Raw genomic sequence first — 13,198 nt, 5'->3', positions numbered from 1 at the left:
TCGCTTCGACGGCAATGGACCTCAAAGAGCAAGTGGCCTCAATGAGAGGGAGCGACGCGGCGCACGCGGCGGCATCGCTCCGGCGCGGCGCCTGCCCCCGTCCCTCCGGCACAAACGCACAAGTGGGGCGGCCCACAGGGGACGCGCCTGACGCAACCCGTTGCGCCCACGGCGTGCTGTCAGTGGCGTACGGCATGATGCGTGGCGTGACCGGACGACTGATGCTCCTCGACACCGCTTCGCTCTACTTCCGCGCCTACTTCGGCGTGCCGGACTCCGTGAAGGCCCCGGACGGCACCCCGGTGAACGCCGTGCGGGGGCTGCTGGAGTTCATCGACCGCCTGGTGAAGGACCACCGTCCGGACCACCTGGTGGCCTGTATGGACGCCGACTGGCGGCCGCAGTGGCGGGTGGACCTGATCCCCTCCTACAAGGCGCACCGGGTCGCCGAGGAGCGTGCGGCGGGTCCGGACGAGGAGGTCGTGCCGGACACGCTGTCACCGCAGGTGCCGGTCATCGAGGCGGTCCTCGACGCGCTCGGCATCGCGCGGGTGGGCGTGGAGGGGTACGAGGCGGACGACGTGATCGGCACGTTCACCGCGCGGGCGAAGGGCCCCGTGGACATCGTCACCGGTGACCGCGACCTGTACCAGCTGGTGGACGACGCGCGGGGAGTGCGGGTGCTGTACCCGCTCAAGGGAGTGGGCACGCTCCAGCTCACCGACGAGGCGTGGCTGCGCGAGAAGTACGGCGTGGACGGGCGCGGGTACGCGGATCTGGCGCTGCTGCGCGGCGACCCGAGCGACGGTCTGCCAGGGGTGCCGGGCATCGGGGAGAAGACGGCGGCCAAGCTGCTCGCCGAGTTCGGCGACCTGGCCGGGATCGTCGCGGCGGTGGACGACCCGAAGGCGAGGCTGACGCCGACCCAGCGCAAGCGGCTGGACGAGTCCCGGCCGTATCTGTCGGTGGCGCCGACGGTCGTCCGGGTCGCGGGTGACGTACCGCTGCCGGAGGTGGACACCGCGGTGCCACGCGCCGCGCATGATCCGGTTGCGCTCCAGGGACTGGCGGAGCGCTGGGGGCTCGGGGGATCGTTGCAACGGCTGCTGACGACGCTGACCGCGTGAAGGAACGTTCCCCATGGAGTGAATGAGGTTCGGCGGACCGGGAATTCGTCCCTTAAATTCTCCTTCACACGCTTTGCCGCAGGGGTCAACCCCGGGCGAAGGTGCTAACTTAGGTAAACCTAAGCTTATTTCGAGGGAGGCCGTCATGGCAGAACGCCCTGCCCGCAAGCCGCGCAGGCCCCACACCGCGCAGGTCGTACGGACCGAACGGCTGACCCCGCACATGCAGCGGGTGGTGATCGGCGGGGAGGGCCTGGCCGCCATCTCCGCGGACACCTGCACGGACCACTACGTGAAGCTCCTCTTCGGCCCGGAGGGCGTCACCTACCCCGAGCCCTTCGACCTGGAGCGGATCCGCGAGGAGTTCCCGCGCGAGCAGTGGCCGGTGACCCGGACGTACACCATCCGCGCCTGGGACCCCGAGCACCTGGAGATGACCCTGGACTTCGTCGTCCACGGGGACGAGGGCCTCGCCGGCCCCTGGGCGCTGCGCGCCCGGCCGGGTGACGTCGTGCGGTTCATGGGCCCCGGCGGCGCCTACGCCCCCGACGCCACCGCCGACTGGCACCTGCTCGTCGGCGACGAGAGCGCCCTGCCCGCCATCGCCCGGTCCCTGGAAGCCCTCCCGGACGGCAGCCTGGCCCTGGCCTTCGTGGAGGTCGCGGGACCCGAGGAGGAGCAGAAGATCGACTCCGACGTGGAGGTGATCTGGCTGCACCGCGGTGACCGGCCGGTGGGCGCGGCGCTCACCGAGGCGGTCCGCGGTCTGACCTTCCCCGAGGGCCGGATGCACGCTTTCATCCACGGCGAGGCGACCTTCGTGAAGGACCTCCGCCGCCTGCTGCGCGTGGAGCGCGACATCCCCCGCGAGGACCTCTCGATCTCCGGCTACTGGCGCCTCGGCCACAACGAGGACGGCTGGCAGGCCTCCAAGCGCGAGTGGAACGCCCGCATCGAGGCGGAGCAGGAGGGCACGCCCGCGGCCTGAGCGAGGCCCTCGGGCACGCCGGCCGGGGCGCACCCGCCCCGCCGTACCCTTGATCGTGATGAGACGCAGGACCCCTCCCCCGCCCTCCCCGCTCCCCCAGCGCGACGGGGTCGACCCGGTGCGGGTGCGACTGCCCGGCGACGGGCCGTGGCAGACCGTGCGGGGACACCTCGTCGAGCGGCTGGCGGGCGCCGGCGACGGCGTCGTGGACCGGATGTTCGACGAGGGGCTCTTCGTCGGGGCCGACGGACGCCCGCTCGCACCCGACGCGGTCTACGTGCCGGGGATGTTCGTCTGGTTCCACCGGGACCTCGCGGAGGAGGTCCTGGTGCCGTTCGCCCTGGACGTCGTTCACCGCGACGAGCACATCGTCGTGGCCGACAAACCGCACTTCCTCGCCACCACCCCGCGCGGCAGCCATGTCCGGCAGACCGCCCTCGCCCGGCTCCGCCACGAACTCGGGCTGCCCGCGCTCGGCGCCGCGCACCGGCTCGACCGGCTCACCGCCGGGCTGGTGCTGTTCGTCGTACGGCCCGAGGAGCGCGGCGCCTACCAGACCCTCTTCCGCGACCGGCGGGTCCACAAGGAGTACGAGGCCGTCGCGCCCCACTCCCCCTCGCTGCGGCTGCCCACCACCGTCCGCAGCAGGATCGTCAAGGAACGCGGGCAGCTCGCCGCCCGGGAGGTGGCGGGCGAGCCGAACGCCGTCACCCGGGTCGAGCGGACCGAACAGCGGGCGGACGGACTCGACCACTACCGCCTGCTGCCCGCCACCGGGCAGACCCACCAGCTCAGGGTGCACATGAACGCCCTCGGGGTGCCGATCCTCGGCGATCCGCTCTACCCCGTGGTGGCCGACCCCGTACCGGCCGGTGACTTCCGGCGTCCGCTCCAACTGCTCGCGCGGACACTGGAGTTCACCGACCCGGTCACGGGGGTGGAGCACCGGTTCGCCAGCGGACGGGTGCTCGCCGCCTGGACCTCGTACGACACCTGGAACGACCCGGGTCCGGTCTGACCTGCGGGGCAGGCGGGACTTTCGAAACACGCCCTAGTAGCCGCGCCACCAGCGGACCAGGCGACGCCAGGCGCTCTCCCCGCGGGGCGGCCCGGGTGCCGCCGCCGGCTGGGGAGCGACGGGCGCCGGCTCGGGCGGCGGCTGTGGCTGGGTGCGGGCCGCCGTGCCGACCTGCCAGGCCGGGCGGGGCTGCGGCATCTGGTTGAGCCCCGGCTTCGCCATCACGTCCTGCTGCGGCTTGGGCTCGAAGCGGACCGGGAGCTCCACCAGGTGCCGCGAGGAGATCGACTGACGCCAGCTCAGCTCGTCCTCGTCGCAGTCGAGTCTGATGTCCGGCAGCCGCATCAGCAGCGCGTCCACGCCGACGTCGGCGATGCCACGGGCGATGTCCTGCCCGGGGCACTCGTGCGGGCCGCCGCCGAAGGCGAGGTGGGACCGGTTGCCCTGCATATGGGCGGACAGGTCGGGACGGACCCGCGGGTCGATGTTGCCCGGCGCGATACCGAACAGCAGGCCGTCGCCCTTGCGGATGCGCTGCCCGCCAAGCTCCGTGTCCTGCTTGGCGTAGTAGGCGAAGACCGTGCTGAACGGCGGCTCGTCCCAGAGGGACTGCTCGACCGCCTCCGGCACCGTCATCTGCCCGCCGTTGAGCCGGGCGCGGAAGCCGGGGTCGGTCAGGACCATCCGCAGCACGTTGGCGATCAGGTTGGCGGTCGCCTCGTAGGCCGCCATCAGGACGACCCACAGGTGCTTGGTGACCTCGTCGTCGGTGAGCCGGGCCGGGTGGCTCATCAGCTGACTGGCGAAGTCCGCGGCCGGTTCCGCCCGGCGGCGCTCGGTCAGCCGCTGGAGCGCTCCCATCACGAAGGCGTGGCTGGCGATCGCGGTCTCGGTGCCGCGCAGCATGTCCCGGGTGGCCTGCACCAGCCGGTCGCTGTACTCCTCGGGCATGCCGAGGATCTCGCAGAGCACGGCCATCGGCAGGTGCTCGGCGAACTGGCCGACCAGGTCGGCGCGCCCCTGCTCGCAGAACTGGTTGACCAGGCGCTGGGTGGAGCGGTTGATGTACCGGCGGATGCCGCGGTGGTCGATGGTGGACATGGCGCCGGTGACCGCGCCGCGCAGCCTGAGGTGCTCGTCGCCCTCGGCGTAGGAGCAGATCGGCTCCCAGGCGATGTGCGGCATCAGCGGGTGGTCGGGCTTGACCATGCCCTCCAGCAGCGGGTTCCAGATGCGGCTGTCCCGGCAGTACTGCGAGGGGGTGCGGACCATGTGCAGGTTCTCGGCGTGCCCGAGGACCACCCACATCGGTACGTCGTCGTGGAGCAGCACCGGGGCCACCGGCCCGTGCTCCTCGCGCAGTTCCTCGTACAGGTCGTCCAGGTCCTCCGAGCCGGGGCCGTAGAGCCGGCGCAGTCCGCCGGGCCCGAGGTTGTGCGCGGGGCAGCCGGGCGGTGGACCGGAGCGCGGGTCGTCCGTGCCGGTCGTGGAAGGGGATTCAGGCGTCACGTTCTCGCTCCGGAAGGGGTCCGTTGGCTGGGGAGTGCGGGTCGGACAGGTCGTCAGGTGAGGGCGCCCGTCATGGCGAGCGAGTGCAGGAAGCGCATCAGCGTCATGAGGGTGTCCCGGCTGGAGGCACGGCGGCGGGCGTCGCACTCCACGATGGGGATCTCCGGCGACAGGTCGAGGGCCTGCCGGATCTCCTCGACCGGGTAACGGGGCGCGTCCGGGAAGGAGTTGACGGCCACCACGAAGGGCACCCCGCGTTCCTCCAGGCGCCCTATGACGTCGAAGCTGACCTCCAGGCGGCGGGTGTCGATCAGCACGACCGCGCCGAGCGCGCCCTCGAAGAGGCCGTTCCACAGGAACCAGAAGCGTTCCTGGCCCGGGGTGCCGAAGAGGTAGAGCACCAGCTTCTCGGTGATGCTGATCCGGCCGAAGTCCATGGCGACGGTGGTGGCCGTCTTGGTGTCGGAACCGAAGTTGTCGTCGACGCCGATCCCGGCCTGCGTCATCGTCTCCTCGGTGGTCAGCGGTCTGATCTCGCTGACCGAGCCGACCATGGTGGTCTTCCCGACGCCGAAACCGCCCACGATCACGATCTTCACCGCGGCCTGGGCGGTCTGCGGCAGCCGGTCCTCGGCCCGTGGCCCCGGGACGGTGTCAGAGTTTTTGAAGTCCATGCATCACCGCTTCGAGGAGGGAACGGTCGGCGACCGACTGCCGCACGAGCGGCTTGTGCGCCTCTACCAGTTCGTCCGCCAGCATCTCGGTGAGCACGACGGTCACCACACTGAACGGAAGGTCGAGATAGGCGGACAGCTCGGCCACCGACAGGGGGGCCGTGCAGAGCCGGAGCAGCGCCGACTGCTCCGGCGTGGCGGAAGGCGGGGGTTCGGCGCGCGCCACGATTAAGGTGACGAGGTCGAGGTCGGCACGGAGCGCGCCCCCGCCGCCGACCACGAACATCCGCTCGGGGTTGCGGCGTTCGCCCTCCTTGGGCTGCCGCGGGACCGGCGGCGGCTCGGGGTGGCGCCTCTGGCGTTGCGGAGGAGTCATACGGTCTGGCCGTTGCGCCTGGGCGGACTGGTCAGATGCGGTCCGATCCGGTCGACGAGGTCCCGCATGCGGTTGCTCATCAGTCCGGGCTCGGCGAACGTGTCGGAGAGGACCGCGAGGTAGGCGTTGGGACCGGCGGCCATCAGATAGAAGTAGCCGCGGTTGATCTCGATGATGACCAGCTTCATCTTGCCGTCGCTGTCCGGGATCTCGTGCGCGACGGCGCTCGCGAGGCTCTGCAGGCCCGCGCAGGCCGCGGCGACCCGGTCGGCGGCGTCGGGGTCACCGCCGTGCCGGGCGATGCGCAGTCCGTCGGCGGAGAGCACCACGATCATCTCGATGCCGGGTACGCCGTCGGCCAGATCCTTGAGCATCCAGTCGAAGTTGGCTCGCTGCTGGATCACTTGAGGTCCCCCTCGTCGTCGGCCGGGGCGTGGGCCGGTTCGTTGGTCGGCTGGCGGAACGCGCTGGGATCGGGGTCGCGCTTGAGGCCCTCCCAGAAGGCCTCCACCCACAGACCGGGCGGGGTGTCGTCCTCCGGCTGCGGCTCCGGGTCGGCCTTGACCGTGCCCCACAGGGGCTCCTCGCCGCGGGCGACGCGTTCCTGGTCCTCGCGCTCGATCTTCGCCTGCTGGGCGATCCGCTCGCTCAGCGGCGTCTTGACCCGGCTGCGGCGCTGCGGCAGGCCGCCCGCGGTCCACTCGGTGACGACCGGGACGTCGTCCTCCAGGGAGAGTCCGGCGGGAATGCGCGGGTTGGTGGGGCGGCGCGTCTTGGGCTTGCGCTTGGGGCCCTCAAGGGCGCCGAGTTCGGGCTTGGGGGCGGCACCGGCGCCGATCCCGATGCCGTGGGCGTAGCCGGGCGCGGGGTCGCTGGTGATCATCTCGCGCGGGATGACGAGGACGGCGCGCACCCCGCCGTAGGCGGAACTGCGCAGTGACACCTGCATGTCGAAGGCCTTGCACAGGCGGCCCACGACGGCGAGGCCGAGGCGGGGGGTGTCGCCTAGTTCCTGGAGGTCGATACCGGCCTTGGCCGCCTCCAGCATGCCCTCGACCTTGGCGCGTGCCTCCTCGCTGAGGCTGACGCCGGCGTCCTCGATCTCGATGGCCACACCGGTCTGCACCTCGGTGGCGGTGACGTGGACCTTGGTCTGCGGGGGCGAGTAGCGGGTGGCGTTGTCGAGGAGTTCGGCGGCCGCGTGGATGACCGGCTCGACGGAGATGCCCCGGATGTTGACCTTCGCGATGTTGTCCAGCGAGATCCGCCGGTACTCCAGGATGCGGGACATGGCGCCGCGCAACACGCTGTAGAGGGCCACGGGTTCGGGCCACTGGCGGCCGGGGCGGCCGCCGCCCAGCACGGAGATGGAGTCGGCGAGGCGGCCGATCAGCGCGGTGCCGTGGTCGATGCGCAGCAGGTCGTCGAAGACCTCCGGGTTGCGGCCGTGGTCCTCCTCCATCTCCAGCAGTTCCTTGTTCTGCTGGTGCACGATCGCCTGGACGCGGCGGGCGATGTTGACGAAGGAGCTCTGGGCGGAGTCCCGCAGCGCCTCCTCGTCGTCGATGATCTCCAGCACGCGGTGGACCAGGTTCAGGTGCGCGGCGGACAGCTCGCGGTAGGCGGGGTTCAGTTCACCCAGATGACGGATCACCTCCGCGGGGGAATTCCCGCGGTGCATGTAGTCGATGGCGACGGGCACGACCTGGTGCGCCAGCCGGTCCATCTCGTCCTGGTGGACGGCCACGCGCCGTTCCAGATACGCGGTGTCACGGGCGTGCTTCTCGGTGGCGGCCCGCAGGGCGCGCCCCCGGCGCACGACTTCGGTGGCCGTGGCGATGACCAGCACGGTGGCGACGGCACCGCACCAGCCGACGGCCGCCCGGGCCGGCCCGGTCACCAGGGCTGCGGCGGCTCCGGTCACCGCGGCCATCAGTATCGCGGGCGGCAACAGCACGCGCGCGTAGGGGAGTTCACGGCGCCGGGGCGGAGAGGCGGGAGGGGGTTGAACACTCACCATGTGGGCCCTCTGAAAGGAATCGGCTGGGAGTCGGGGGGCGTGCAGGGGGGACGTCACGTTACGTTCGGGATCTTCGGAAGATATGGAACAAGCGCACGAATACGCCTCAACTCGGTGCGCTGCGGGCGAGCTTAGTCCGAGCGGATCATCGCTGTGTCATATTCAGCAACCGCCTGAAATCACCCCGGGAGCAGGAGTACCCTCGGCTCCATTTACACGCTGGGGATGCGTTCGCACACGGCGCGTGACGGCGTACGCCGGTGCGAGAACACTCACCGTGACGAGTGAGGAAACCACGAAGGGGCGGCCTCCCCTCCCGGGAGACCGCCCCTTCGTACGGCGATGCCGTCTCAGCCCACGGACGAGTAGGCCACGACCCCTCGCAGCAACTGGTCCACGGCCTTGCGCGCGGCCTTCGCCACCGTCGACCCCTCACCGGGCGCCGCCGCGGAGATCTGCCCCAGCACGTCGATGACCTGCTTGCACCAGCGGACGAAGTCACCGGCCGGCATCTCCGCCTCGCGCAGCACCTCGTCCAGGCCCTTGCCGCCGGCCCACATGTACGCGGCCCAGGCGAAGCCCAGATCGGGCTCCCGCTGTCCGACGCCCTCGGTCTGACTGATCCGGAAGTCCTCCTCCAGGGCGTCGAGGCGCCCCCAGATCCGGACCGTCTCACTCAGCGCGGCCTTGGCCTTCCCGGACGGGACCTTGGGCGCCGCCGCGTCGTCCCCGGCCCGCGACTCGTACACCAACGCCGAGACGCACGCGGCGAGTTCGGCGGGGTCCAGGCCCTCCCAGACGCCCGCCCGCAGGCATTCGCTGGCCAGCAGGTCGAGTTCGCCGTAGAGCCGGGCGAGCCGCCGGCCGTTCTCGGTGACCTCGTCGCCGCGCAGGTAGTCCAATTCGGTCAGCAGGGCCACGATCCGGTCGAAGGTCCGGGCGATGGTGTTGGTGCGCCCCTCGATGCGCCGCTCCAGCTGGGAGGTGTCCCGCAGCAGCCGGTGGTAGCGCTCGGCCCAGCGGGCGTGGTCCTCCCGCTCGTCGCAGCCGTGGCAGGGGTGCGCGCGGATGGCGGTGCGCAGCCGTGCGATCTCCCGGTCGTCGGCGGCCTGCGACCGCTTCTTGCGCGCCCGCTCCGGCGGGATGTGCCCGGCCTTGGTGCGCAGCGCGGAGGCGAGATCCCGACGGGACTGCGGGGAACGCGGGTTGAAGGACTTCGGGATCCGCATCCGCTCCAGCGCCTCGACCGGCACCGGGAAGTCCATCGACGCCAGCCGCTTGACCTGCCGCTCGGCGGTGAGCACCAGCGGCCGCGGGCCGTCGTGCTGCTCGAACCCGCGGTGGCCGTTGGACCGCCCGGCGGGCAGCCCCGGGTCCAGCACCAGGGCGAGCCCCGCGTACTTGCCGGTCGGCACATGGATGACGTCGCCCGGCTTGAGCTTCTCCAGCGCCACCGCGGCCTCGGCGCGCCGCTGGTTGGCGCCCTGCCGGGCCAGTTCGGTCTCGCGGTCCTTCAGCTCGCGGCGCAGCCGCGCGTACGCGTCGAAGTCGCCGAGGTGGCAGGTCATGGAGGCCTTGTAGCCGTCCAGCCCCTCCTCGTTGCGCTGCACCTGCCGGGAGATCCCGACGACCGACTTGTCGGCCTGGAACTGCGCGAACGACGTCTCCAGCAGCTCGCGCGAGCGATGCCGCCCGAACTGCTCGACGAGGTTGACCGCCATGTTGTACGACGGCTTGAAGCTGGAGCGCAGCGGATACGTGCGGGTGCCGGCGAGTCCGGCGAGGTGCTCGGGGCTCATCCCGCGCTGCCAGAGCACCACGGCGTGGCCCTCGACATCGATGCCGCGGCGCCCCGCGCGCCCGGTCAGCTGGGTGTACTCGCCGGGCGTGATGTCGGCGTGCTGCTCGCCGTTCCACTTGACGAGCTTCTCCAGCACCACCGAACGGGCGGGCATGTTGATGCCGAGCGCGAGCGTCTCGGTGGCGAAGACCGCCTTCACCAGCCCGCGCACGAACAGTTCCTCGACGACCTCCTTGAAGGTCGGCAGCATGCCCGCGTGATGGGCTGCGATGCCCCGCTCCAGGCCCTCCAGCCACTCGTAGTACCCGAGGACGTGCAGGTCCTCGGTCGGGATCGAGGCGGTGCGCTCCTCGACCAGGGCCCGCACCCTGTGCCGCGCCTCGTCGTCGTTGAGCCGCAGTCCGGCGTACAGGCACTGCTGCACGGCGGCCTCGCAGGCGGCGCGGCTGAAGATGAAGGTGATGGCGGGCAGCAGGCCCTCGGCGTCGAGCCGTTCGATGACCTCGGGCCGGCCGGGCGTCCACACCCGGGAGCGCTGCCGGCGTTCCCGCTCGCGGTCGGCCTCGCGCATCGCGCGGCCCCGCCTGCGGTCCTGGTAGGACGGCCGGGTCGCCTCCATACGGGCCAGCCGCGTCAGATCGGGGTTGACGGCCTTCTTGTGGCCCTCGCCCTCCTCGAACAGGTCGTACATCCGGCGCCCGGCCAGCACGTGCTGGAACAGCGGCACGGGCCGGTGCTCGGAGACGATCACCTCGGTGTCGCCGCGCACGGTGTCCAGCCAGTCGCCGAACTCCTCGGCGTTGGACACGGTGGCCGACAGCGACACCAGGGTCACCGACTCGGGGAGGTGGATGATCACCTCCTCCCACACGGCCCCGCGGAAGCGGTCGGAGAGGTAGTGCACCTCGTCCATGACCACATGGCCGAGGCCGATGAGGGTCTGCGAGCCGGCGTACAGCATGTTCCGCAGCACCTCGGTGGTCATCACGACCACGGGAGCGTCGGAGTTGACGCTGTTGTCACCGGTGAGCAGGCCGACCTTGTCCGCGCCGTAACGGCGGGACAGGTCGGCGTACTTCTGGTTCGACAGCGCCTTGATGGGCGTGGTGTAGAAGCACTTCTTGCCCTGACTCAGCGCGAGGTGGACGGCGAACTCGCCCACGATCGTCTTGCCGGAGCCGGTGGGGGCGGCCACCAGCACGCCCTTGCCCGCTTCGAGTGCCTTGCAGGCCTCGATCTGGAAGGGGTCGAGACCGAAGTCGTACATCTCGCGGAAGGAGGCGAGCGCGGTGGCCTGCTCGGCAGCCCTGAGGCGGGCAGCCGCGTACCGCTCGGCCGGTGAGAGGTCCTCTGTCATCGTGCTTTCGAGCGTACCGGGCCCCACTGACAACAGGACGATCATTATCCGGATCCGGGTTCCGTAAACCCCGGATCCGTGCAGCTCACGGCCCTACGAGCCGGAGCGCCCCGGGGACGCAGCGCGCGGTCAGCGGCAGCGGCCCGATGGGCTCGCCGTCCGCGTACCCGGTGATGTTCTCGGCGGCCAGTTCGACCTCGGCGGCGCGGACCACGGTGACCTTGGGGTGGCTGACGTGCCGGCCCCGGTAGACGCTCGGGAAGACCCTGAGCAGGGTGGCCCGGGAGCAGTCCCCGACGATGGTCAGGTCGAACAGCCCGTCGGTGAGGTCGGCCCCGGGACAGATCCGCATCCCGCCGCCGTAGGAGGATCCGTTGCCGACGGCGACCAGCGTGGCCTCGACCTCGCGGACCTCCCCGCCGTCGAGGGTGATCCGGTAGGGGAAGGGCCGGAAGGCGGCCAGCTCGGCGAGCATCGCCAGGTCGTACTTGAGCCGGCCCGCGGGCCACCGCATCCGGTTGCCGCGGTCGTTGACCCGGGAGTCGAAGCCGGAGGCGAGGACGGTCCCGAACCAGTGGTCGCCGACCTGCCCGAGGTCGATGTCGCGGACCCGGGCGCCCTTGAGCGCGTCGGCGATCAGCCGGCCCGCGGCGGCCGGCTCCCGTACGGGCAGGCCCAGCGCGCGGGCGAAGTCGTTGCCGGTGCCGACGGCGACCAGGCCGAGCGGGGTGCGGGTGCCCGCGACGGCCTGGAGCGCGAGGTTGGCCATGCCGTCCCCGCCCACGGCGACCAGGGCCCCGGTGCCGTCGGCGACGGCGTCCCGCGCCCGGGTCAGGGCGTCCGCGGCGTCCACGCCGATGACGGTACGCACGGTGAAACCGGCGGCCCGCAACGCGGAAGCGGCCGGCTGCGCCGCTGCGGCGCCCCGGCCGCGGCCCGCGGTGGGGTTGACGAAGAGAGTGATCTCGCTGCTCACGGAAGAGACCCTATGAGCCGGGCGTCGATCCTCAGGTCACGTCGTCATAACCGTTGATCCGCTCCGAGGACGCCTGCTCGGGCAGCGTCCGGCCGGCGGAGACGGGCTCGACCTCGCCGATCGCCTCGGGGGTGAGGTCCAGGTCGGAGGCCTCGTCGTCGGAGGGGCCCATCGCCTCGCGGCGGCGCCTGCGCCGGTCGTTGGTCAGCGAGACCGCGACGGCGAGGAAGTACAGGATCCAGATGGGACCGGCCAGCGCCATCATCGTCAGCGGGTCGGTGCTGGGGGTGGCGACCGCCGCGAACACCGTGATGCCCATGATCATGCCGCGCCACCAGCCGAGCATCCGCTTGCCGGTGATGGCCCCGCTGAAGTTCAGCATGACCAGCAGCAGCGGCAGCTCGAAGGAGAGACCGAAGACGATCACCATGCGGGTGACGAGATCGAGCAGGTCGTCCAGCGGCAACAGGTTGTCCACACCGAACGGGGTGAACTCGATCAGCACCTTCGCGGTGGCGGGCAGCACCTTGTACGCGAAGAAGGCGCCCATGAGGAAGAGCGGGAAGCCGGTGGCGACGAAGCCGTAGGCGTACTTCCGCTCGTGCTTGTGCAGGCCCGGGGCGACGAAGGCCCAGAGCTGGTACAGCCAGATCGGCGAGGCCAGGACCACGCCTGCCATCAGCGACACCTTGAGCGCGAGCGTGAAGGGGGTGAGCAGACCGTTGATGGTGATCTGCGCGCACGTCTCATCGGTACTGGCGTTCGCCAGTTGCTCGAAGCTCTTCGAACAGCCGACCGACTCAAGGATCGGCTCGGTGAAGAAGCTGATGATGTCCATGTAGAAGAAGGCGGCGACGATCGTGACGACGACGATCGCCAGCATCGCCTTCGCGAGCCGGTTGCGGAGCTCGCGAAGGTGTTCCGCGAGGGGCATCCGCCCCTCGGGGTCCCTCTCCTGCTTACGGGCAGACTTCAGCAACCCACGTTCCCATCTCGTGCGGCGGGCCGGAGGTCACCGGCCCTGCGTCAGCGCTTGGTCGTGTCCGTCGGCTCGGAGACCGGGCGCGAGCTGGTCACGTCACCGGGGGCGGCCTGGATGATGCGCTGCGCGGGCTGCTCGTCCGCGGTGTGCGGGGGGTCGGCGGGCGCGGTGGACTTGTCGTCCTCCTTCATCGCCTTCGCCTCGCTCTTGAGGATGCGCGCCGACTTGCCGAGCGAGCGGGCCATGTCCGGAAGCTTCTTGGCACCGAACAGCAGGATGATGACGACGAGGATCAGAATGATCTCGGTGGGTCCGAGCCGTCCCATAAGTCTTTTACCTTCTCACCGAGGCGGGCGGGTGGGTTGCTGTC

At 71.0% G+C, this 13,198-nt stretch carries 12 protein-coding genes; 3 read left to right on the top strand and 9 right to left on the bottom strand.

What is annotated here, in order from left to right:
- Positions 1-197: 197 nt before the first annotated feature.
- The 3 genes from AB0E07_RS17925 to AB0E07_RS17915 all read left to right on the top strand — a co-directional run bounded on the left by AB0E07_RS17925 (position 198) and on the right by AB0E07_RS17915 (position 3,133).
- The gene (locus AB0E07_RS17925; RefSeq protein WP_362252426.1) at positions 198-1,127 is read left to right on the top strand and encodes a 5'-3' exonuclease; all 930 of its coding nucleotides are present in this window, start codon (positions 198-200) and stop codon (positions 1,125-1,127) included.
- Between the two features lie 145 nt (positions 1,128-1,272).
- Positions 1,273-2,115 (top strand): siderophore-interacting protein, encoded by an 843-nt coding sequence (locus AB0E07_RS17920; RefSeq protein ID WP_362252266.1) that lies wholly within the window; start codon positions 1,273-1,275, stop codon positions 2,113-2,115.
- Positions 2,116-2,173: 58 nt separating this feature from the next.
- Positions 2,174-3,133, top strand: coding sequence for an RluA family pseudouridine synthase (locus tag AB0E07_RS17915; RefSeq protein WP_362252263.1), 960 nt, complete (start codon positions 2,174-2,176; stop codon positions 3,131-3,133).
- 33 nt (positions 3,134-3,166) lie between these two features.
- Here AB0E07_RS17915 and AB0E07_RS17910 read toward each other — a convergent pair whose 3' ends face one another.
- The 9 genes from AB0E07_RS17910 to tatA form a co-directional block, all read right to left on the bottom strand.
- Positions 3,167-4,642 carry a cytochrome P450 gene (locus AB0E07_RS17910; RefSeq protein WP_362252260.1) on the bottom strand — a complete coding sequence of 492 codons (1,476 nt, stop codon included), beginning with the start codon at positions 4,640-4,642 and terminating at the stop codon, positions 3,167-3,169.
- Between the two features lie 53 nt (positions 4,643-4,695).
- Positions 4,696-5,316 (bottom strand): ATP/GTP-binding protein, encoded by a 621-nt coding sequence (locus tag AB0E07_RS17905; RefSeq protein ID WP_362252257.1) that lies wholly within the window; start codon positions 5,314-5,316, stop codon positions 4,696-4,698.
- Complete coding sequence (locus AB0E07_RS17900; RefSeq protein WP_362252254.1) at positions 5,297-5,692, bottom strand: DUF742 domain-containing protein; 396 nt, start codon at positions 5,690-5,692, stop codon at positions 5,297-5,299. Before AB0E07_RS17900 ends, AB0E07_RS17905 begins: the two co-directional genes overlap by 20 nt.
- Entirely contained in the window at positions 5,689-6,096 is a 408-nt protein-coding gene (locus AB0E07_RS17895) for a roadblock/LC7 domain-containing protein (protein WP_186283327.1), read from the bottom strand. The genes AB0E07_RS17900 and AB0E07_RS17895 overlap by 4 nt, the downstream gene beginning before the upstream one ends.
- A complete protein-coding gene (locus tag AB0E07_RS17890; protein ID WP_362252251.1) occupies positions 6,093-7,712 on the bottom strand; it encodes an ATP-binding protein in 1,620 nt (539 codons plus the stop codon). The genes AB0E07_RS17895 and AB0E07_RS17890 overlap by 4 nt, the downstream gene beginning before the upstream one ends.
- Before the next feature lie 350 nt (positions 7,713-8,062).
- Entirely contained in the window at positions 8,063-10,915 is a 2,853-nt protein-coding gene (locus AB0E07_RS17885) for a DEAD/DEAH box helicase (protein WP_362252248.1), read from the bottom strand.
- Between the two features lie 40 nt (positions 10,916-10,955).
- A complete protein-coding gene (locus AB0E07_RS17880) occupies positions 10,956-11,846 on the bottom strand; it encodes a diacylglycerol kinase (RefSeq protein ID WP_362252245.1) in 891 nt (296 codons plus the stop codon).
- 31 nt (positions 11,847-11,877) lie between these two features.
- A complete protein-coding gene (gene tatC / locus AB0E07_RS17875; protein WP_362252242.1) occupies positions 11,878-12,825 on the bottom strand; it encodes a twin-arginine translocase subunit TatC in 948 nt (315 codons plus the stop codon).
- A gap of 47 nt (positions 12,826-12,872) precedes the next feature.
- Complete coding sequence (tatA, locus tag AB0E07_RS17870; protein WP_362252239.1) at positions 12,873-13,154, bottom strand: Sec-independent protein translocase subunit TatA; 282 nt, start codon at positions 13,152-13,154, stop codon at positions 12,873-12,875.
- Between the last annotated feature and the right edge of the window lie 44 nt (positions 13,155-13,198).

Origin of the sequence: Streptomyces sp. NPDC048002, from assembly GCF_040653275.1 — a bacterium.
GTDB lineage: Bacteria > Actinomycetota > Actinomycetes > Streptomycetales > Streptomycetaceae > Streptomyces.
This window is presented reverse-complemented; position numbering and strand designations above follow the sequence as displayed.